The sequence below is a fragment of the Flavicella sp. genome (assembly GCF_029238425.1).
Taxonomy (GTDB): domain Bacteria; phylum Bacteroidota; class Bacteroidia; order Flavobacteriales; family Flavobacteriaceae; genus Flavicella.
In genome coordinates this window covers 1-22,060 of sequence record NZ_JAQWGB010000165.1, presented here as the reverse complement: position 1 = coordinate 22,060, position 22,060 = coordinate 1, and the positions used below count along the sequence as shown (strand labels likewise).

The 22,060-nt window shown below is 34.1% G+C and carries 17 protein-coding genes and 3 tRNA genes; 7 read left to right on the top strand and 13 right to left on the bottom strand.

The window, feature by feature from the left end:
• Positions 1-85 precede the first annotated feature (85 nt).
• The 3 genes from P8H68_RS11315 to P8H68_RS11305 all read left to right on the top strand — a co-directional run bounded on the left by P8H68_RS11315 (position 86) and on the right by P8H68_RS11305 (position 1,335).
• Positions 86-160 (top strand) — tRNA-Gly (locus P8H68_RS11315).
• A gap of 12 nt (positions 161-172) precedes the next feature.
• Positions 173-258 (top strand) — tRNA-Leu (locus tag P8H68_RS11310).
• Between the two features lie 225 nt (positions 259-483).
• Positions 484-1,335 (top strand): cupin-like domain-containing protein, encoded by an 852-nt coding sequence (locus P8H68_RS11305; RefSeq protein ID WP_300325076.1) that lies wholly within the window; start codon positions 484-486, stop codon positions 1,333-1,335.
• 12 nt (positions 1,336-1,347) lie between these two features.
• Here the strand turns inward: P8H68_RS11305 and P8H68_RS11300 are convergent, their stop codons facing one another.
• Positions 1,348-1,701 carry a hypothetical protein gene (locus P8H68_RS11300; RefSeq protein WP_300325073.1) on the bottom strand — a complete coding sequence of 118 codons (354 nt, stop codon included), beginning with the start codon at positions 1,699-1,701 and terminating at the stop codon, positions 1,348-1,350.
• A gap of 205 nt (positions 1,702-1,906) precedes the next feature.
• Here P8H68_RS11300 and P8H68_RS11295 point away from each other — a divergent pair.
• Positions 1,907-1,992, top strand: a tRNA-Leu gene (locus P8H68_RS11295).
• Positions 1,993-2,072: 80 nt separating this feature from the next.
• On the opposite strand, the gene P8H68_RS11290 is transcribed toward P8H68_RS11295, so the two are convergent.
• A complete protein-coding gene (locus P8H68_RS11290; protein ID WP_300325070.1) occupies positions 2,073-2,600 on the bottom strand; it encodes a hypothetical protein in 528 nt (175 codons plus the stop codon).
• A gap of 262 nt (positions 2,601-2,862) precedes the next feature.
• On the opposite strand from P8H68_RS11290, the gene P8H68_RS11285 reads away from it, so the two are divergent.
• The gene (locus P8H68_RS11285; RefSeq protein WP_300325066.1) at positions 2,863-4,392 is read left to right on the top strand and encodes an arylsulfatase; all 1,530 of its coding nucleotides are present in this window, start codon (positions 2,863-2,865) and stop codon (positions 4,390-4,392) included.
• Between the two features lie 169 nt (positions 4,393-4,561).
• Here the strand turns inward: P8H68_RS11285 and P8H68_RS11280 are convergent, their stop codons facing one another.
• On the bottom strand, positions 4,562-4,915 hold the full coding sequence (locus P8H68_RS11280) for a T9SS type A sorting domain-containing protein (protein WP_300325063.1): 354 nt from the start codon (positions 4,913-4,915) through the stop codon (positions 4,562-4,564).
• Positions 4,916-5,094: 179 nt separating this feature from the next.
• Positions 5,095-5,493, bottom strand: coding sequence for a hypothetical protein (locus tag P8H68_RS11275; protein WP_300325060.1), 399 nt, complete (start codon positions 5,491-5,493; stop codon positions 5,095-5,097).
• Positions 5,494-5,745: 252 nt separating this feature from the next.
• Between P8H68_RS11275 and P8H68_RS11270 the strand changes: the two genes are divergently transcribed.
• Together P8H68_RS11270 and P8H68_RS11265 are read left to right on the top strand one after the other, a co-directional pair.
• Entirely contained in the window at positions 5,746-6,372 is a 627-nt protein-coding gene (locus P8H68_RS11270) for a CPBP family intramembrane glutamic endopeptidase (RefSeq protein ID WP_300325057.1), read from the top strand.
• Between the two features lie 90 nt (positions 6,373-6,462).
• On the top strand, positions 6,463-7,908 hold the full coding sequence (locus P8H68_RS11265; protein WP_300325054.1) for a sulfatase: 1,446 nt from the start codon (positions 6,463-6,465) through the stop codon (positions 7,906-7,908).
• Between the two features lie 53 nt (positions 7,909-7,961).
• On the opposite strand, the gene P8H68_RS11260 is transcribed toward P8H68_RS11265, so the two are convergent.
• From P8H68_RS11260 to P8H68_RS11220, 9 genes are all read right to left on the bottom strand, one after another.
• Positions 7,962-11,909, bottom strand: a complete 3,948-nt coding sequence (locus P8H68_RS11260) for a T9SS type A sorting domain-containing protein (protein WP_300325051.1) — start codon at positions 11,907-11,909, stop codon at positions 7,962-7,964.
• Between the two features lie 43 nt (positions 11,910-11,952).
• Positions 11,953-12,786, bottom strand: a complete 834-nt coding sequence (locus P8H68_RS11255) for an alpha/beta hydrolase fold domain-containing protein (protein ID WP_300325048.1) — start codon at positions 12,784-12,786, stop codon at positions 11,953-11,955.
• 151 nt (positions 12,787-12,937) lie between these two features.
• Positions 12,938-14,134 carry a T9SS type A sorting domain-containing protein gene (locus P8H68_RS11250; RefSeq protein WP_300325045.1) on the bottom strand — a complete coding sequence of 399 codons (1,197 nt, stop codon included), beginning with the start codon at positions 14,132-14,134 and terminating at the stop codon, positions 12,938-12,940.
• A 155-nt stretch (positions 14,135-14,289) separates the two neighbouring features.
• A complete protein-coding gene (locus tag P8H68_RS11245) occupies positions 14,290-15,927 on the bottom strand; it encodes a T9SS type A sorting domain-containing protein (RefSeq protein ID WP_300325042.1) in 1,638 nt (545 codons plus the stop codon).
• 159 nt (positions 15,928-16,086) lie between these two features.
• A complete protein-coding gene (locus P8H68_RS11240; protein WP_300325039.1) occupies positions 16,087-17,361 on the bottom strand; it encodes a T9SS type A sorting domain-containing protein in 1,275 nt (424 codons plus the stop codon).
• Between the two features lie 123 nt (positions 17,362-17,484).
• Entirely contained in the window at positions 17,485-17,850 is a 366-nt protein-coding gene (locus tag P8H68_RS11235; protein ID WP_300325036.1) for a hypothetical protein, read from the bottom strand.
• A 17-nt stretch (positions 17,851-17,867) separates the two neighbouring features.
• The gene (locus P8H68_RS11230) at positions 17,868-18,815 is read right to left on the bottom strand and encodes a glycosyl hydrolase (protein WP_300325033.1); all 948 of its coding nucleotides are present in this window, start codon (positions 18,813-18,815) and stop codon (positions 17,868-17,870) included.
• A gap of 584 nt (positions 18,816-19,399) precedes the next feature.
• On the bottom strand, positions 19,400-20,272 hold the full coding sequence (locus P8H68_RS11225; RefSeq protein WP_300325030.1) for a TIM barrel protein: 873 nt from the start codon (positions 20,270-20,272) through the stop codon (positions 19,400-19,402).
• Between the two features lie 91 nt (positions 20,273-20,363).
• Positions 20,364-22,060 (bottom strand): sulfatase (locus P8H68_RS11220; RefSeq protein WP_300325027.1); only part of this gene is annotated, 1,697 nt, incomplete at its 5' end.

Below are 22,060 nucleotides of genomic sequence, written 5' to 3'. Positions count from 1 at the left end.
AAACAGAATTATTCTTGCAGAAAAAAATCAAAAAAAAAGAGGTGACTTTTGAAATAAATTTTATATTTGCACTCGCACAAAAAACGCGAAAGTAGCTCAGGGGTAGAGCATCACCTTGCCAAGGTGGGGGTCGCGGGTTCAAATCCCGTCTTTCGCTCCATATCATTCCAATGCTCGAGTGGTGGAATTGGTAGACACGCTGGACTTAAAATCCAGTGGACTGTAAGGTCCGTATGGGTTCAAGTCCCATCTCGAGTACAAAAAAGCCTTTTAATCATTGATTGAAAGGCTTTTTATTTTTTAAGGAACTCTCAAAACCCTACTAGGCAATAACTTCTATCCAATTTGTAAAAAAACAAATCTCCCAAGTGTTAAAAAAACCCGGTACTTATCTTAGTTCACTTTGATAGAATCTACTTGACTTTGATGAAAAAAAAAGTAACTTTATAGCCTATTACAGAATCCACATAAACTACGCATTTCATGAAATTAAATCTTGAAAAAATTCCTGTTCTTAAACAAATAACCAAAGAAGAATTTGTAGAAAATTATTTAAAAAAACAACGTCCAGTTGTGGTCAAAAACTTTTCACAAGATTGGCCTGCGTACCAAAAATGGAACTTAGACTATATGAAAGAAATTGCAGGGGATAAACAAGTTCCCTTGCATGATAGTAGACCTATTGAGGCTAAAAAATTCAACCAGCCTCATGCTTACATGAAAATGAATGAATATGTAGATTTATTAAAAGAAAAACCTACAGACTTTCGTATTTTCTTGTGGAATATTCTAAAAGAAATCCCTGCACTTCAAAAAGATTTTGAATACCCTGATTTAGGAATCACTTTTCTAAAAAGCCTCCCTACGCTTTTCTTCGGAGGTTTCAAATCCTATACCTATATGCACTATGACATTGATTTAGCAAACATATTTCATTTCCATTTTGAAGGAAAAAAACAATGCATTTTGTTTGATCAAGAACAATCTAAGTACCTATATAAACTACCGAACACCTTAAGAACACATGGTGATATTGATTTTTCTGATCCCGATGTTAAAAAATGGCCAGAACTAAAAAATGCCAAAGGTCATATTGCCAATTTAGAACACGGAGACATGCTATACATCCCAGAAGGATACTGGCACTATATGAAATATATAACTCCGGGTTTTTCTATGAGTTTAAGAAGCATCCCGAAAACACCTAAATACTTAGCCAAGGCAGTTTATAATATTGCAGTAATGATGCCCGTAGAAAATATTATGAGGCGTACTATGGGGGAGAAATGGATTGCTTGGAAAAACAACCATGCTGAGAAAAAATCCTATGCTTAAGAATAAGCAAAACTACTCAAAGGGTAATTTATCTATTTCAGTAATTTTATTTTTTTCTCCTTTTTCGACTTGAAAAAATTGAACATTTTTAGCCTCCACTATTTTCACATAAAAAACTCCATCAGAAAAATCTGACAGATTGTAATTTTTCCTGTATGAATAGCCTTTTGCTAACGTTTCAGTAAACAGAAGTCCTCCTTCTCCATTTTGAAAAACAACTTGAATAGCATTATTTACAGCAGATGCCTTTAACAAAATAATATGAGAGGAACCCTCTTTAAATTTCAACGTAGGTTTTGATCTTGCATGTAGGGATTGTGATATTCCTCCAAAAAAAAGCATCGTAAGAAATAAATATTTTTTCATAAGAGTTTACAGTAACTAGGTTTCCTACACAAAACTAACACATTCCTTTTAAGTTTCAACAAAACATTGAAAAAAGATAATTTCAAGAATCTAATTCGTTTTAAAAGAGCTATTTCTCAGGAAATAAAAAAATGTTATTTTTTTACAAAGAAAGCGTTTTTATATTCAACAAAAGTTATATATTTGCACCCGAATTAAATCACTCGCTCGAGTGGTGGAATTGGTAGACACGCTGGACTTAAAATCCAGTGGACTGTAAGGTCCGTATGGGTTCAAGTCCCATCTCGAGTACTAAGCCTCTTAACATTTTTGTTAAGAGGCTTTTTTATTTCCCATTTACTTCTGAAAGTTATTTTAAAAGAGAAGCTTTATTAATCACGTTTTACAAACTTTCCTTTGTAATAACCTGAATAAGTTTGCCCATCTTTTCTAACAAAAGAAAAATTCAATTCTATTTGGTCACCAGATATTTTTTCAATGCTCACCGTTGTACTAGATGCATGTAACTTAAGATCCTCGTCAAACAATAAAACAGTTCCATTAGTATATTTAAGATTCTCTAATTTACCATTCACCTCAAGTTTATAATCTAATACCTCAGAATACATTTTTTGCTTCAAACTTGTATCTAAAATATCAAAATACAATTGAGTAACACCTGTTTTTTCAAGTCCTGATTGAATTTCAGAGTCAGATATATTAAAAAACCTAAAACCAATATCACTTGCTACATTGTTATCCATATTTTCATCATGAATCCATAATGTTTCAAATGGATGAAATGCGCCATTAATAGTCATACCATTCTTAGGCTCCGTAATTGATTCTTTTTTTGCACATGAGGATAAAACAATAACCATAAGTGTTAATAGACAAAATTTAATTTTTAAACGTTTCATATTTTCGATATATTTTTAAGTTGTTATTAGTAACAGTGTAAGAACACCCTAAAAACCCTAATAAAAAATCATTTATTTTTCAAAGACCCATAAAACCCCATATTCCATGGAGGATTCTTCAATAAAATATTATACTATCCCTAGTAATTGAACATTTGTTCTAACATCATTGAGTTATGTAATAGTATTTGCTAGGAGATTCTTAACTCTTTTCAAACAAGGAGATGTATCTTGCGTTACAAAATATTTAAACAAAACTATTGTGAAAAAACAATTCATTCAATTTGTAGCATTCTTTCTATTATCTATTCAATTATCGGCTCAAAAAGCACCAAACATTATAGTTGTTTTGGCAGATGACGTCGGAACCGGTGATATTTCAAAATATAGAAGTTTGCATACAGATGCAATAAAAATTGAAACTCCAAATATTGACAAACTTGCCACTGAAGGAATGTTTTTTACAAATGCCCACGCCCCAGCGGCATTATGTGCAACTTCTCGGTATGCTATTATGACAGGGAATCATAATTACCGAAGTCCATTACCTTGGGGAGTATGGAGCGGTTATGCGGAATCCGTTTTTACTCCTGAGACCATGACTTTGGGAAGATTGATGAAAAAAGCTGATTATCAAACTGCTTTTATTGGCAAATGGCATCTAGGGACAGACTTTGGAAGACATTCCAACCCAACCAAACCCTATAGAACCAGAAATAAAAACAAAATCGATTTAGATTTAAATATCGAGAAAATTATTGGAGGTGGACCAATGCAAAACGGTTTTGACTATAGCTTCACATTACCTTCGGGGATTCAAAATGTTCCCTATGCTGTTTATGAAAATGACCAATGGTTTCCGTTGAGAAAAGATTCTCAGATTGGAATTATAAACAAACTATATATGGAAAGCTTAGGCATTGAATTAGATAAAAATCAAGGTTTAGGAGATTCAAAATGGAACCCTAAACAAATCGGTCCACTTTTGGTAAACAAAGCGGTAGATTATATTTCAAAAAAGGCGAAGGAAGACAAACCTTTCTTTATATATTATTGCTCCCAAGCTGTACACACTCCGCATACCCCAGCGGATGAGTTGAATGGAATTAAAATTGCCGGCACCACACCTTCTAAACACATGGACATGATCAAAGAATTGGATGTTCAAATGGGAATGTTGGTTCAAGAATTAAAAAAACAAGGAGTTTATGAAAACACTGTTTTTATTTTCACATCAGACAACGGAGGATTGCATATTGATGGTGACACCTGGAATGCAAGACACGAGCCTAGTGATATCTACAGAGGCTGTAAAAACGATCCCTATGAGGGAGGAAGTCGCGTTCCATTTATCGTTTCTTGGCCAAGTAAAATCAAAGGAAATGCAAAAACAAACAAGCCGGTTTTAGGATTAGATATTTCTGCTACCATTGCCGCAATTGCTGGAGTTAAACTGGAAGAAAACGAAGCGACAGATTCTTACAACTTACTTCCTATTTTAGAACAAAAGAAAAAGGCAAAAACTCATCCTTTTGTAATGTTACAAGGAGGATCCGCAAAACAAACCATGATTATTGAAAACGGTTGGAAACTAATCATTCAATTTGACAAAAAAGACAAATCGGATGCTACCAGAACACCCGTAGCATTATTCAATTTAAATGAAAATGTTTGGGAACATGAAGAATTCAATCTAATCAACAACAAAAGATATCAGAGAAAAGTAAACTACTTATTAAAAAAATACAACGATACTCGAGATGGTAAAAAACCAACGGGTTATCACTTTTAAATCCTTATTAATAGATTAGTCTTTTGTAGAGATACTCAGCATTGCCACCTATAAATTTCATAAAAAAGGTGTTACAGTTTGCTATGCTTGAGTCGGAATTAATTTGATTCATTACCAAACCAAAAAGAGGAACCCAATTGGGTTCCTCTTTTACATTATAAATTTCTAACTAATCTTTTAGAATATTCAGCATTTCTTGATCGATAGTCGGTGATTCAAATTTTTTATCAACTTCTAAAGATTCATAACTTTTTTCCAAGGTATAGACTGTTGCTTTTTTTCCGTCAACCACCTTTAAATAATATACTCCAGAAGGCAAATCCGTCATATCTAACTTTTTCCTATAGGTATTTCCAACTTCAAATTCTTCTGTATACAAAACTACACCTTCCATATCTTTTATTTGAATTTTTGTTTTTTCTTCAATAGAAACAGAAGCTAAGGATACGTATTCCTCATCAACAGCTCTTACTCTAACAGTTTCAGTCGGTTCAATACTGTTTGCACCTGCTGTTACTCCCAACAGAAGGATACAAATTCAATTGTTTTTTTAATTAAATTTTTCATGATATAAATGTTTTAAAATTACTTTCATATATAGTAGCGTAAAACTCCAACAAAAACCCTAAAACATAAAAAAGGGGCAACCCAACACAGTTGCCCCTTTTTACCAAATTAAACTAAACTAAACTAAACGTATTTTTAATCCATTAATATTGCCAGTACCTTTTTGTCGATTTTTGGTGAATCAAAATCTACTTTGACTACCAGACGATCGTTCTTTTTAACAATTGAGTAAATTCTACTATTAGCATCATCTACTATTTTCAGATAATAAGTACCGTTCGGTATTGTTGAAAGATCATACATCTTTTTATAGGCAGTACCACTTTTTACCTTTTCTCTATACATGGATACTCCCATATCGTCTTTTATCTGAATAAACGTTGTACCTTCTAATTCTTCAACAAATACCACAAATCTGTCTGCATTCACAGATGTTACTTCCATTACTGGTTTCGGATCCACATTCTCAGCATTTGCTACTAGTCCCACTAGTAAAATGCTCATTGCCATTAATTTTTTAATTGTGTTTTTCATAATTATTTGTTTTTAATTATACTTCAAAGATAGAGGCATTCTTAGAAAAACAAATTGCCGAATTTGCCTACAATATGTTCTATTTTACCCCGAACGATAAAAACATATAATTTATATGTTAAAATCAAATATTTAGTTGCTGTATGACAAACTCCAAACTATTAAAAATCAGTTTCGCTTGAAACTACAATAAAAAATCAAAAAAACGGAACAAAATTCTTATTTTTAAAGGAATAAAAACAAATAATTTCTATGAATAAAACACTATTAGCTGCTGAATATGTCCTTTTATTCATCATACTCCCCATTTCTTTTTGTTTTGATTACCCTATTTATCTAAAAATTGGTCTCGGAGCTTTCTTTTTTATTATCCAAATCACCTATTTGATCAAAAACAAATATCCATTCCCAAAAAAACCATTTCAGTCCTATCATAAAAGAATAGGAATTCAAATAGGACTAAATTTACTTGGCCTTATATTGATTACAATTGTTTATTTAAAAATATCAGACCCAGATTCTCTATTTAATGTAGTCAGGATAAATCCTAAAATGTGGATTACATTTATTGCTATCTATACCTTTCTATCTGTAATACCTCAAGAAATTATTTATAGAAGCTTTTATTTTAGTCGATACAAAAAACTGTTCCCCAATTCCAATGCACTCATTCTATCAAATGCATTAGTATTTTCATTGGGGCATATTTTTTTCAACAATATATTAGTAAGCGGAATTACATTTATTGGCGGAGTTGTTTTTGCATATACTTACACAAAGACCAAATCTTTATGGATCGTATCTATAGAACATGCCATTTATGGGTGTTGGTTATATACCGTTGGTTTTGGAGCGGCACTTGGTTTTCCTATTCCCTAAATTAGTTGCTGATCAAACCCAAACAGACAATAGCAAGACCTAATGATTCTAGTTTGTTTTTATTTTTGAGATAATATATAATACACAACTATGCGTTATCTACTCCTCTTCTTTTTATTTTTCTATTTTCCCTTTCAATTTGTTGGAGCTCAAACCAACACAAAAACAAATATTTTGTTATTATATATGGACGATCTTCGCCCGGAACTGAACTGTTACGGAAAGACATATATCAAATCTCCAAATATTGACGCGCTTGCCAACGAAGGGATACTTTTTAAAAATGCTTATTGCAATGTACCCGTCTGTGGAGCATCAAGAGCCAGCATGTTAACGGGAATGTACCCCAATTACGAACGCTTTTTAAACTACAACACTTTTGCATCCAAAGAAGTACCTAAAGCAATAAGTCTGCCGAGACTATTTAAAAATGCCGGGTATACCACAATTTCTAATGGGAAAGTATACCACCATTTGGATGACAATACAGAGGACTGGGACGAAATTTACAGACCTTATGCTTTTGACTCAAATCCACAAAACTTAAGTCCCACTGATTATTGGCAATCACTTTGGAAAGATTATCAAACTACAGAGAATAAAAACACTTATTTAGAAACAGGTAATGGTCCTGCTTATGAAAAAGCTGCTGTACCTGATTCAACTTATATAGATGGTTTGATGACACAAAAGGTATTGAGAGATTTACATCATTTAAAAGATTCTGGAAAACCATTTTTCCTAACAGCTGGTTTTATTTCAAATCATCTACCATTCAATGCGCCAGAAAAGTATTGGGATCTTTATGACACCTCATCAATTCAGCACCCAAAGAACAACTACGCTCAAAAAAACATCCCCGAAATTGCCAAAGGAAATTATTACGAATTGAGAGCCTACAATAATATCCCCAAAGAAGGTACTGTGGATTCGCAAACAGCATTGAGCCTTATACACGGATATTATGCAACTGTTAGCTACGTAGATGCGTTGATAGGGAAAATAACGGCTACCCTAAAAGAATTAGATCTTGACAAAAATACAGTGGTTATTTTAGTATCAGATCATGGGTGTTTATTGGAAGAGCATGGAGAGTGGGCAAAATTCACAAACCATAAATTAACCTCACATGTCCCTATGATCATCAAAACTCCCAAACATAAAAAGGGAACAGTATCAGGTTTGGTAGAATTGGTAGACCTATATCCTACTCTAGCTGAAATGTGTGAGTTAGAAACTCCTGAAAATCAACTTGATGGTAAAAGTTTCTATTCTTTGTTAAAATCTAAATCAAAACCGTCTAAAGAATTTGTTTTTACGAAAAAAGGAAATGGATTTACCCTGAAAACAAAAAACTTCAGTTACACAGAATATATCAACCTGAAAACACATAAAACAATCGGCAAAACATTATTCGATCATCAATTAGACCCTGATGAAAATCAAAACATTGCAGAAAGTCCTAAGTTTCAAAAAAAGGTCATAGAATTAAGTACTATGCTTCATGAAAATTTTAGTACATGCATCTCTAAATAAAAAAACGCCTAGGCTCACCATGGAACCTAGGCGTTTTTTTAAATCATTGATCCCTATTTCAAAACTACTAGTTTCTTAGAGAGTTTCACTCCACTCTTGGTGGTAACAATTACTAGATACACTCCCTCTTGCAACCCATCTATAGCAATCTGACCGGTAGAAACTCTATATTGTTTTACCATTTGGCCTGTGGTGTTCACTATGGCTAAGGAATCTATATTTGAATAATTTTTAAGATATAAGACCTCCTTTACAGGGTTTGGATAAAGAACAAACTTCTGAGCATCATTTTCATCGTTAGGAACAGACAAACTGCCTTCAATAAGACAAGATACATTGTCAAAATAATAAGTCCCAGGATCTTTCCCTAAGTTTATTTTAAGTTGCACTTCTTGCGTATCTTCTTCAATATCTATTTCATATTCAAACAAACTATAATTTGTTCCTACATTCATTATTGGTGAGGTTTTATTTGTTGTTACTCCTTCAGTGCTTTTAATTGATATTTGATATCTAAATGTTGCCCCCGCATTGGTTGACTTTGCATAACTCTTTAATTTTAGCGTTTTAGTATTCAAGTTATTTTTATAGATTGTATTCTTTAAGGCCGCCTTGTTATGACCATCACCGGCACTGACAGTTATACCATGACTATGTTCTCCTTCATAAGACTCTTCCGCGCCATCAAAATTAGTTGCCGCAGCCGTACCAGATAAGGTAAACTCCCAATTTGAATCAAAACCACATTCAAAATCGCCATTAACCACGGTACCTCCATCTTCAATAAAATCGCAATATCTTTTTCCATCTTCTCTACCCAATACACTTACCTCGGCCAAACTCAATGTAGTAGTTCCTTCCGCTTGAACTCTCACATATCTCCCTTTGGTGGTAATACCTGTTTGTGAAAATAGTCGAGAGCCAGTAGCTCCTCGGTAATAATAAACCAACGCATTGGTTTTTGCTGTTTCCAAATCTACATCACCAAAAGGCTCATCACTAATAAGCACGTAAAAATTCTTAAAATTCTCTGAGGTAGTAGCAATGGCAGATCCATTTAAGTTTTGTGTTCCCCATACTTCAATGGATTCAATATTATAGGCATTACCTAAATCCAAATCCCACCAAGGTTCAGTTTCTTCAGTGGTATATGATGAAGATCCTACATCAACCAAACCTTTTTGAAAATACTGGGCATGCAATCTTCCGTTTGTATTCCCATCAATCGCTCTAGAAGCTGGTGTTTCAATGATCAAACCCTCAAAAGACTCAGTAGTAGATGTAGAACTCTGAGTAGCTGTCCCTTTTAAACTTACCAATTGAGCCAAAGGAGCGAGTTCCATTTCCGTTTCATAAATAGCTCCTGAATAGGGTGGCAAAGATGTATTAGCGTTTAGAATATTAATTCGAATAGGAAAACTTTTATATTCAAAAGAAAGTCGATCTGGTACTACTTCATTGATAATAAAATACAACTGATCTCCGTTAGAAGCGTCCTTATAAACATTGTTAGCAGTAAGGTACTCCTCAAATTTTTCTTTGGAAACAAACTCATAAATACGTTGTGGATAATCAAAGCGCAAACTTCCTTGTGCCCAAGCCGATTTAATCCCATAATTATAAGATCCTATTCCATCAGAAATATAACCATCCACCTCAAATCTAAAATCCTCAGTTGCTACATCCACCTCTAAATCTGCTTCGTCTGTTATTGTAAAAGCCAATTCTCTATTTGCCATTACATCAGCAGTTTCTAAATAAACAACATTATCACAATGCTCCGTATAATTATAAGTCCCTCCGTCAGTATCCAATTCAATTTGATAATGATTCGTTACATTATTTTCTGTATAATTTATAAAACTCCATTGCGTAAACCCATTATTTCTTGTTTTTAATTGAAGGTAATCCGTACCCAGCCCAACTACTTTAGAAACTCGAATTGCAGCCAGACAGTCTTCAATTTTAATATTTTCAAAAGTATGATTAGAGGAATGTTTCCACATATCTATCCCTCTAGAATTATTCCCCTTTCCAGAAATATAAACATCCTTAAAAGAATAATCTGCCTGATAGGTTAGTTGCAATCCAATATTGCATCCCCAAGACTTAAATCCATCGAAAACAGATCTTGACTCATGATTAACCGCCATATCTCTCTCAATGGAATTCATTGAATTATAGCTATTAATGACCACCGTATTTTCAACAATAAGAGCGACTTCTACCGGCATGATACTATCCCCCTCTATACTATAACCATTCACATCCAACGGAAAATGATCCACTTGATGAGTAGGTCTTAATACTTTTAACGCATCTGGATCTACTCGAAACAAATTTGTTTTTACAGGATTTATATTGGTTACTCCCACACCAAAATTTGAATCTGTGATGATATTATTTCTGCAAACGACCGCGCGGCCTCTCATACCCAATCCTTCTCCCCTAAATAAATAATCATCATAGAACAATGCCGAATGGTAAAAATCTGGATCAAAATAATTTTCTCCTTCCACAGGAGTATATGCATCCTCCGTCCCTGGTCTTGCCTTTGTTATTTTTACCAACAAATTATCATCCCAAAAACCAGTTTCATTTCCTGCTTCAGAAACAATTCCTGCTCCAGTTACATCATACACAATGTTGTTTTCAATCTCAGCATGAGAATCGTGATGGGTAATTCCCCAACCTGGATTTCCCCAAACCACATTTCCTTCAACATAGGCCGCTTTGGTTCCATTTTTGGCACCTGTTCTATGCAAATGAATAGAATACCTACCTCTGCTATTGGTTACTTTATTAGCATCTGCTTTTTTCAGCTGCATGCATTCCTGTCCTAGTGCTGACAACTTGGAAGTAAAAACTTTTGGCTCCAACCATTGATCATAAATAAAATCATCTGCAACCCTGGATTTATCGGTTCTTCCTAAATTTTTAAATTGTGCATAACGAAATTGAACATCTTCAGGGTTGTGCATTGCCATCACATGTCCTCTTCTTGAAACTTCAGAAATATCTGCTGATGAAAACGTTATATTTCTGGTCAAATTCCCTACAAAACAATGCAAATCCTCTGCAGGTCTGCCCTCATGATTAAAGTTCACATTTGTAGAAGTATTCAATACAGTTCCACTTATAGAGCCAATCCTCTTTTGATCTACTCCTCGAGAAACCGTATTCATGTTTCCTCCACTAGTAATGACCAATTCATCTCCGGCAGACCAACCTAAAGGAGCGACTTCTAAATTTACCGTTTTTTGAGCTTTTGCTGCATCAGAAGCTAATTTCACTTTGGTTGTTTTTTCTTTTCCTAACACCTGTATTTGTCCCATAGTAGCAAGGCCCAAAGAAAGCTGTTCAGCATCCCAACTTGAACGTCCATATACTCCAGGTCCATCATCTATTGCCACAGAAGAATATTCTGACAAGGCAGTATTTGCATTCCCTTCAGCTGCAGTATCAAATCGATCAACATCCCCCGTTGTAGTCATTTTATAAATAACCTTGTAATGAAGTTCTTGGTCTTTAAAATACGTTTTCGCATTCTCATTCCAGTCCAAAGAATATATTTTCTCTAAAGGATCTTTATGCTGTTCTATATCAAAAGGTTTAAAAACAACATCAATATTTCCATCGGTTGCTCCATTGGCATGAATGTATATTTTAGACATCATGGTTCCCGTAAAAGTATCAACGATTAATTTGGTTATCGAAGCACTATTCGTTTGAGACAACGTTAACGTTCCTTTTACTTTAATCGCAAAAATATGTTCCTCAGAACTTTGATCATAGGTTACAGAATAGTCGGATGGAATCACAACAATAGCACCAGAGGTTGGTACTGTATTTGAATCCCATGTGGATGCTGAAAACCAAGATCCTGAATTTATTGCAGTATGTGTTGCAGTATTGTCTGGAATTAAATCAGCGATTGAACTTGCTTTTGTTTGACTCAAAGAGAGTAGTAAAAACAAAAGTATGTATTTGATTCTTTTCATTTTAAGTTAAGTTGGTTGGTGTAGTTATAGTTAGTTTTGGTTTTTATTTTTTTTCTAAATAATCTAAAGAGACTAAAAAATCATCCATGGCTAAAACTGTTTTTTCAAAATATGGACTCTTGTTAAAAAAAGAATGTGGCTGATCTTCGTATAAAATCAAATCACATCTGCTTCCCACTTCTTTCATTCTTTTCTCATATTCTAATGAAGAACTTACCGGTGTCGTTTTATCTTTTGTTCCAAAAAACACAATGGTAGGTGGAGCACCTTTAGAAATATTATGCAGCGGAGAAATTTCTTTATACCTGTCTTTCACTTTCCCATAACCATATCCATTTTTACTATTGTCATAAACGGGGTTAAATAACACCAAAGCATTGGGCATTGAACTTATCGACAAGTCTTCGCCTAGTTCTTCCAACCCTTCAACATTTCCACAGGCAGCAGCCAAATGCCCCCCAGCAGAACCTCCTCCCGAAGCAATCATGTTAGAATCTATATGTAATTTTTTCGCATTTTGACGCACATATCTTATGGCAGACTTTGCATCATTTACAGCCTCAAAAGGGCTTGTTTTATGTTCATTAAATATTCTGTATTCTACAGATATGGCGATCATGCCTCTACTCGTTAAATACGAGGATTGACGTTGAAAAGCTTTATAATTACCACCATTCCATCCTCCACCATGGAAAAACACCATACAATTATATGTTTTTTTTGAATCAAAATTTTCTGGTTTGTAGATATACAAATGCAAGCTTGTCGTATCAATTGTTTTATACACCAGTACCTCTGGTTTTATTTTAGGAATATTTATCTGTGCAAATCCCGAAAGACAAAGGCAAAAAATAAATAATTTGAAGATCGTTTTCATTCTAATATTTTTAAGGGGTTTAAGTATTCTCAAAGTTAAGATGCAACTTTTCAGATAAGGTCTAACCATCGTCAACAAGGGTTTGAAATATGTCAAAAACAGAAAAAGCACCGCATATGCAGTGCTTCCTTATAAGTTACAAAAAGTATAACTATTGCTTAAATATCCTTTTTGAAGCAGAAAGTCCATCTTCTGAAATCAGTTTCACTATATAAGATCCACTTCTTAGATTTGAAGTATCTATAGAATTTGCATTAGAATAACTTTTAATTTTTTGTCCTAAAACATTGTACAATTCTACCAACGCGATATCTTTTGATATATATAATACATCATTTACTGGATTTGGGTAAACCTCTACTTTTAAATCCTGTCTTTGGCCATCACTCAGGCTTAATGTTTCATATGAAAAATTTGAAGTAACATTATCAATTGCCACAACATCATTAGTCACCGCACCAGATTTAATCTTAATTCTTACTTGTATTTTTGAAAAAGGAATAATGGTATTAGGTTTGTTAAAAGACACAGAGTGCCAACCTCCGTCAGCCGCAACTGTTGTTGTCCCAGAAGACAAAGAACCTAAATTATTATCTTCATCATCTAACAACTTAAATACCGCTTGATACTCAACAGCAGCATTTGTTGATTTTGCATCAAAAGTAATTTCTATATTATCTGTCGAAATATCTTTTCCAAAATCATACACAGCATTATCAAAATAGGTTACAGCTGTTTGATCTTGAGAAAAAGTTAAAGCAGCTCCTGTTCCTCCTCCATTCCCTGTAACGGTACCAATACTAGAATCTGTAGTAGTATTTTGTGACCAATCTGTCAAACCATTTTCAAAATCCCCGTTACTTACATAGGCATCTTCAGTGGTTGCTTCTTCAAAAGTTACATTATCAATATAAAAATCTGCATCTACAGTTTTAGAAATAATCCTTAAACTTACATTTGTAGAATTTAACACACCTTTCATTGTTGTTGAAACCTGTTGCCATTCTGTACCGGAAAGAGTATAGGTCAATCCAGTAGTTGTTCCTGGCCCTGATTGCCATATTTGGGCTTGAACTTTATTTCCATCAACTCCTTTTACATCAAACTTTATAATATAATCACCTGCATTGGTAACCGAAAAGCTATTTGCTTTTGCTCCTGAAGTTGTTGAAGAAGCAGCTTCTACAAATAATGAACCTGCAGGTTGCCCTTCTGATCCTGCAAAAGAAATAGTTGATGCATTTTGTACAGACCATCCACTAGCGTCGCTCGTAAAATCGCCATTAGACAGTTGTGCGTTACTTATAAAAGCAACCATCGAAAATAAGAATAGTGTAATTTTTTTCATAATCTATTGGTTTTGAATTTTAGTTAACATCTACAGCAAAGCTAGAGTATGTAGGTCTTTATAGGGTTTGAAATACGTCAGAATGGGTTTCTTTTCTATCAAAACAAAAAAAGCACCACCTTTCGGTGATGCTTTTATATTTCTTAAAGTCGATTTTACTTTTTAAAGAATCTTTTCGTAACAATCTCCCCCTCTTGTGTTGTAATTCGTGCAATGTATGATCCACTCTTCAAATTTGAAGTATTTAAAGAATTTACATTCGATACTGAAACAATAGGTTGTCCCAAAATATCATACACAACTATGTTCGCGGTTTCTACTGAAACATTTAAAATATCATTTACAGGGTTAGGATATATAGCAATTTTTCCTTTTTCAATGGTTTCTAAACCTGCTGTAGGTGTTTGATAAAACTCAATTCTGTTAATCTCAAAAAGACCTCCACCAGCAGATTTACCATCACCTCTAGCTGAATCTAAGAACAAAATAGACAATTGACTCAAATTCCCTGTCCATCCTGAAACACCAACCAAAGGAATTTCAACAGTTTCTTCTCCTACAGATTCCGATGAATTATTTATATCAACAACAGTGCTTCCTCCGTTAGCAATACTTATTTTAATTTGATCATCACTTGTTGAATAATTAGTCAATTGAATTCTAATAGCATCCACTGAATTTGTATTTACATAATGACCTCCCAGTATAATTTTAGCAAACTTATCTGCCTGAGGATTGTAAGTCAAAGAACCACCTGTTACATCAGATACATATCCATTGGACGCAATCATTTGCCATCCTTCAGTTGTAACATCATTAAACTCATATACATGCATTTCTGTTGGTTCCTCAATAAATTTAATACTATGAATAACTACATCGCCACTACTAGCATTTGAGTTCCCCTCTCCTCTAACTAAAACCTGAACATTAGAGACATTACCAGTCCACCCATCATTATCTTTTAAATTAAATCTATATGTTTGAGGGCTTGCATTGTTTGGAGCAATATATGTTCCTGTATAGAGCGTCTTTGTATTATCAGAAGCTTTTGGGTGAGCTATTCGTAACCATTCATTTGATGAGCTATTTGTTAATGTTACCTCAACAACATTGTACGTATCAGCAGGAATTGTATAATACAATGGATCTAATGCTATTTTGGGGTTAGATGATGTCGTTATGTTCATATTTAGAGAACCAGATGCCACAGTTCCTGTTGCATTAGTAACATTCCAACCTTCAAAATCCCCATCGGTTTCAAAATCAAAACTGTAATCAAAACTCTCAGGTGCATTATATGTTAAGTACACATCGTCAAAATGAAATATTTTTTCTCCTTCTTCTCCCCAAAGTCTTGCACTTGCATTACCCGCTCCAGCAGTTAAAGTTACCGTATGAGAATACTCTTGCCAAACGTCTGTAGAACTAATTGTTTGATATGCACTTGTTGTCCCTGAAGCTCCTGATTGCCATATCTGAGCTCTAAATTGATCCCCAGCCACACCTTTTACATAAAAAGTTACGGTATAATCACCTGTGGTATTAATAGCAATTCCATTGAAATGAGCTTTTGATGCGTCTAAATCATCTGTGGTTAACTGAAGTGAACCAACTGCGTCATTTCCAACAGTGTTGTCATGCGCTATTATTGCCCCTGTTGTACCTGAAACCCAGTCAGTAATTCCTGTAGCTCCACCATCACCATTTAAGGTAAAAGTACTATTTGATATAAACTGTGCCATCGCTGTAAAAGGAAGCACAAATAAAATAAGTAGAGTAATTTTTTTCATGATAATAATATTTAATAGTTAGTTGATTTGTTATTTCAAAATTAGACTTCAAATACTATTATCAGGTTTCATTAATGTCAGATATGGTTTATAAATTGTCACAACAACAAAAAGCCGCTATCTTACTGGGATAGCGGCTCTTAACATATGATAATATCGTTACTTTTTCATGAAAACTTTAGATACAACTGCTCCGTTTTCGTCCTGACTTTTAAGAATATAGGCGCCACTTTTTAGAAATCCGACCTCAATACGATCTGTATTATCTTCTCTTGTGATCAAATTCCCCACCACATCATAAACTTCTAAAATTTTTGATGTTTTACTTACATACAACATATCTCTCACCGGATTTGGATAGACCAAAAATGGCTCTTTTATGATTTCATTCAATGGGACCGATAAAACATCATCTCCGTTTTCATCTTTAATATTTGTTACAATATCATCTAAATACACTTTTGAAGTAGCATCACCATTCTTTGCTCTAAAAAATACCGTGATGCTTTTATAAGTATTATCGTCTCCAACCCCATCATCTAGTGATCTGTCGTTAGATGAAACTGCATAATCAGTACCAGGATTCACCCAACCTTGATAAAAAGTTTTAGAACCTCCTATGGCATCACTATAACTCAACTTAATACAAACCTGTATGTCTGCAACAGTTCCTATTCCTTTATGTTGGAAATCTAAAGTTACTGAATACGTCTCAGGAATATCAGTTTCAAAATCATACACATAAGGATTCTCAAACTTTATATCACCCGCAGCTAGCGTACCATTATAACTGATCTCTGCAGCTTTACTACCCCCAACTCCTTCCGTTTCCGAAATTTGAAAAGCGGCACTTGTTCCAGTGTCCATGCTCCAGCCCACCAACTCATTTTCAAAGGATGGATTTTGAACATAGCCACTATAACTCACCTCATGAAAAACTATTTCACTTACATTAACTTCAATTCCTTCTGCCGGCACTACATAGTCTGCGTTATCAGTTGCTTTAAAGTGAAATCTCATATCATCCACCGTATTTTCCCAATCTGGTTCACTACTTACATCAAAATAATAAGTTCTATAGTCATTATGATTGTTATCAATATTATAACTTATGTACTTTCTTCCACTCGGGCTCTTAGGAAAAGAGAATCGTATATAAGTAGGTCCTTGAGCTGAAGGGTTTTTTAAAGTGATCGCAACATATCGATACACTTCAGCGTTTATTCCTCCTGATAATGTTCCAACCATAGGATTACTTGCGCCATTTGTCAAGGCTAAATTGAGATCTCCCGAACCAATTGAAGTGGTTAAAGATGACTTTACAGTCCACACATCATTCGGAGGATCACTATTCTCAAAGTCAAATGTATAAGTGCCTTGCGAAAACAACATGAAGGGCAACATTAAAAAAAGGGAAAGAGTAATTTTTTTCATATCATATAGTTTTAAGTAATAGTTTAATGTACAAAGTTTTAAGTTATAAAAAACTTAGATGAAAACAAAAAAAGTGCTTTACAAATACATGTAAAACACTTTTTCAGGAATCTATCGGGGTAGTTATGAATTTTTACTTTTCTTTTTGGCTGTTTTTAACGCTGATTGTTGTTCTTTACTTAAGATTCCAACAATCATTTCTTTGTAAGCTTTTTTATACAAAGCCTTTAATTTCACTTTGGTTTCTTCTTCAGGTAATCCTTCTGATTTCACTGCTTTTACTTCTTTCAACATCGTTACTTGATAGGCTAGCATTTTTTCTTTCTGCTCCTCTGCCAATCCTAAACTCTCATTTTCAGACATTATAAATTCATCGATCTGAACAATTTTCTCATTTGCCTTGTCTTCTAAAGTTTTCTTCTGCGCTGCAACATTAGAAATAGACATTAATACTACTGCGATACATAAAATTCTTTTAATTGATTTCATAATGGTTTTGGTTTAAATTAATATTGGTTGTTTTTTGTCGCTCTTTTCTCAAAAAGCAATCCTTCTTCTGTTATTTCTGATGCTTCGTTAATTTTGCTAAAACGCCCAGAACGGGAAATCAACACATGACTTAAAGCAATGTCTGCAATCGATTCTATATAATCTGCTAGTTCAGCGGTCTGTTCTAGGGATTGACTATGAGCACCATATTCTGTAACCCATAGTTCTTTTGTTTCGTCTTCAATAAAATGGGGTAAAAATCTATGTATTCTATCTTGAACACTTTCATCATCTCTTACATACAAATGATAAACTAGTGCGTCTACATTTGTTGTTATATTTGCATATACATCCGAATTCCAATTTGTTTTTCGCTCATTTCCAGCTTCTCTTCCAATCATTGAAACACCAAATTTTGCCGTTGGAAATTCTTTTTCAATCCTAGGAATCCAATTATTTATAGTATCTGCATATGCCTTTCCTGTTGGAAATATCTCCTCATAATGATCTGAATACAATTCATTGCCAATCTCTACATATAACACAGGAACATTAGAAGCTTTTAGCATCTCTAATTGGTTTTCAATGGTACTATGAACAATATCCAATACAAAAACAATATCGGTATCCGTGGCATCAGCCATACGTTTCACATCTTCTATTTTATGTACAACATCTTTATCAGAATGTGAACTAGGCAAACCTGTTTCCCAATTGAAATTATGAGCCATGGTACCCCCAGGATAACGCAACATTGTAGGTTGCATTCTTGAAATAGTAGTCGTTAATTTTTCAGTAATTATAGGTGTATCTCCCCAGCGCATATTAAAACCAATATGCTTTGTAAGGGTAGGATTCAAAACTTCTTGAATAGCATCTTTTTCAGAACAGCTGAATATTAGAAACATACATAAAGCATGAGGTAGGATAAAAGCTTTGGTATGTCTGAATTTTTCAAAAAGCATATTGGTTGGTTTGGTTGATACAAAATTGTGAAATTATCATCTTAAAAAGGTTTTCTATCTATCCAATTCAGTTCACTAATTATCAAATTACCAGCTTTACACCTGATAAACAGTAGTTTTACAAAAAAGTCAAATTCTTTTTAGGTTTTTTTAGATGTTCTTTCGCTTTTAATTATGAAGACAATAATTAACTCAAAATATAGTATTATGAAAACTTACAAAAACATCGCAATCGCAACATTAATTGGAGTAGGAACATTAACTGCATTTACAATACCTTTGAATGTATATATATATTAGGTAACCGTATAACTTTATTCAAGAGATCCTTTCAATACTTTTGAAAATAAGTTTATTATCACTAACATGTACACAAAAGAAAGTAAGAATCTCCAACGACAGAAGGACTAACTTAGACGTTGTAAAAAAACATCAAGGCAAGCAATTAGCATTACTACAAATAAGGTCTACTTCCAACCGATTATATGAGAATATTTTAGACACTGGCAATCATAAGTCGGTGTTAAAAAACACGGACTTATGATTAGAGGCAACCAAGCAGTTGTCGCTTTATTTTATAAATTCTAATTTTTAAATAATTGTTGGAGTCCTTGATAATTTTCTTCCAAAATTATTTCTGGATCACCACTTTTCACATGCCCTAAAATACCCCAAGGTCCTGTGTAACCCAAATGGGTCAATTCTTGAATCATTTTCTTTTCTAAACTCCCTTTTCCAATAGTCATAATTTTAGGCCCATCGGCTTTCATCCCATTTAAATTGACACACCATAGATAAGGCAATAACTTTTTGATATTTTGACTATACACTTCCAAAGCATCATGTGCATGATGAAAATTAAAGACCACTCCTATCTCTTGGTCAGGAATTGAATGTATTATTTTGAGTTGATTTTCGGGATCCCCATACCAACCACCATGATTGTACAAGGCAATTTTGCACCCCAAATCTTGAGCTCGTTTGGACAAATAGCGGATCATTTCAGTTGCAGACTCCAAAGATTCGTTCTCAGAGATATTTGTAAAATACTTTGGATCCATGCCCACCCAAATCTCTGTATGTAATTTTGTTTCTTTTAAATTTTTAAAAACTGCTTCGTTTTGATTCCTTAAAAAGGCTGGTTTGTCTTTATCAAGGTTGATATATAACCAAACATTATGGATTTCAATTCCTTTTTCTTGAGCAAGCTTCCATTCTTTCGCCATTGAAGGAATATGTCTAACTCTATGTCCATAGCCATATTGTTTATATCCTAAATTCTGAATCATTTCAATTCGTTCTTCAGGAGTCCGTTCTTTCACATCAAAACCTACAATGGACCAAGGAATTAAATTTTCTTTAGAAAATGTATTTTCAGGGATGCTGTTATGGCATGCAATCAAAAGAAATAACAAACCGTACACCAGTTTAAAAAAACAAACTCTTAGATTTTCCATTTAATAAATATTTTAAAAACTTCAACTAAAATCTACATGCTTCTCGATACATTTTCTCCATTTCATTTCGAAAACACTCGAAGAGACAACTTTAATTAGAATCAGCATCTAAATAATCTGGCACTCCATTCATATTAGCATCTCCATTACCTTCTTTATCATCTGGAATGCCATCATTATCGGCATCTCTCACTAAAATATTTTTTTTGTTTTCTTCTGATATTGTATAAGCTTCCTTTCGCAACAAAGCCATGCAACCTGCTCCTTCCCCTTGCGCTCTAATATCTCTAGAGAACTTATGCAACAAAGGTTCGTATTTACTTTTTGCAACCACAGCTAAATTCATAGTCTCGTTGGGATCGGCTTCATAATCATACAATTCATAAAAATTATCTTTGCCTTTTTTCACCCATTCCACATAACGGTATTTCCCTTTAACACGGTATCCATAACCAATTCCTCGTTGTCCTCTATAGACCGTAATTGCTCCTATTTTTACCTGAGCATTTGTATCATTTAAAATAGGCACTAAGCTTCTTCCTTTTAAGGGCCTTCCCGTTGCTTTTGAATTGCTCTTAGGTTGTTCTGGAATTTTTAGTCCAGCTAACTCACACAAAGTAGGATATATATCTACTGTTGAAACCGCAGAAAAAGTTTCTCCTTTTGCCTTGGCGTTCCTCGGATCTGAAATCATCAGAGGAGAAGATGATGCTACTTCTAAATTAGAATGTTTATTCCATCTTCCATGTTCTCCTAAAAACAACCCATGATCCCCCCAAAGAACAATGATGGTATTATCCGCCAATTCCAAATTATCCAATTCCGCCAGCAGCATTCCTATTTGAGCATCTACAAAAGAAGTACAGGCATAATAGCCCTTTTTCAACTCCAATTGAAAATCTTCATCTAGTAAACCTGTTTCTTTATTCAATTTTGGTTGCACATCTTTGCCGTGGGGTACATATTTTTTCAAATCATCTCTCCCTATTGGGGCATTTTGATTTTCAGCTATTTTAAATTTTGTATTGTCGTATAAATCCCAATACTTTTTAGGAGCGATAAAAGGCTCGTGCGGTTTTTTAAAACCAACCGCTAAAAAAAATGGCTTTTTATTTTGAGCAACTTTTTTCAACAAAGCAATTCCTTCCTGACGAATTTTTCCGTCTGTATAGGCTTCATCAGGCAAATCAGAAGCATCCATAGAAATATTTTTAGGATGATGTCCATTCTTCGGAGCAAAATAGGGAATGCTCCACGACTTGATATCATCTCCATCTTTAGTGGTTTTTCCTTTTTCTCCCACCGTTCTAGGATCGTGAATTTTTCCCGCTGCAGCAGTCACGTAACCATTCTCCTTAAAATATTGTGGTAAAAACCTAACATCTTTCAACTTTCCTCGAATAGGCTTGAAACCAATCACCCCAGTTTCTTCAGGCATCAAACTCGTGGTCAATGCTGAGCGAGAAGGCCCACAAACTGCATATTGAACTTGATGATTCCTAAAAACAACGGCTCTTGTTGCAAAAGCATCAATATTGGGAGTTATGGCTTGTTCATCACCATAGGCTCCTAAATTATTCCTTAAATCATCTACACAAATCAACAATACATTCGGTTTTACCTTTTCTAAATTTTGTGCATAGTTCGCTTTCAAAGAAAGCATATAAACGAATACTAAAAATATATACCTGATGATTTTCATAATTATTGAATTTTTGTTGATTCTATGACACTTGCTTTGAATCCTATTCTTTCTGCCATCGTATAAAGAAACTGTCCACTTTCTAA

Coding starts and splice junctions, on each gene's coding strand:
- P8H68_RS11305 (WP_300325076.1), top strand. CDS start 484: ATGAAATTAAATCTTGAAAAAATTCCTGTTCTTAAACAAATAACCAAA.
- P8H68_RS11260 (WP_300325051.1), bottom strand. CDS start 11,909: ATGAAAAGAATCAAATACATACTTTTGTTTTTACTACTCTCTTTGAGT.
- P8H68_RS11275 (WP_300325060.1), bottom strand. CDS start 5,493: ATGAAAAACACAATTAAAAAATTAATGGCAATGAGCATTTTACTAGTG.
- P8H68_RS11225 (WP_300325030.1), bottom strand. CDS start 20,272: ATGGAAAATCTAAGAGTTTGTTTTTTTAAACTGGTGTACGGTTTGTTA.
- P8H68_RS11245 (WP_300325042.1), bottom strand. CDS start 15,927: ATGAAAAAAATTACTCTACTTATTTTATTTGTGCTTCCTTTTACAGCG.
- P8H68_RS11250 (WP_300325045.1), bottom strand. CDS start 14,134: ATGAAAAAAATTACACTATTCTTATTTTCGATGGTTGCTTTTATAAGT.
- P8H68_RS11235 (WP_300325036.1), bottom strand. CDS start 17,850: ATGAAATCAATTAAAAGAATTTTATGTATCGCAGTAGTATTAATGTCT.
- P8H68_RS11255 (WP_300325048.1), bottom strand. CDS start 12,786: ATGAAAACGATCTTCAAATTATTTATTTTTTGCCTTTGTCTTTCGGGA.
- P8H68_RS11290 (WP_300325070.1), bottom strand. CDS start 2,600: ATGAAACGTTTAAAAATTAAATTTTGTCTATTAACACTTATGGTTATT.
- P8H68_RS11265 (WP_300325054.1), top strand. CDS start 6,463: ATGCGTTATCTACTCCTCTTCTTTTTATTTTTCTATTTTCCCTTTCAA.
- P8H68_RS11270 (WP_300325057.1), top strand. CDS start 5,746: ATGAATAAAACACTATTAGCTGCTGAATATGTCCTTTTATTCATCATA.
- P8H68_RS11240 (WP_300325039.1), bottom strand. CDS start 17,361: ATGAAAAAAATTACTCTTTCCCTTTTTTTAATGTTGCCCTTCATGTTG.
- P8H68_RS11300 (WP_300325073.1), bottom strand. CDS start 1,701: ATGAAAAAATATTTATTTCTTACGATGCTTTTTTTTGGAGGAATATCA.
- P8H68_RS11230 (WP_300325033.1), bottom strand. CDS start 18,815: ATGCTTTTTGAAAAATTCAGACATACCAAAGCTTTTATCCTACCTCAT.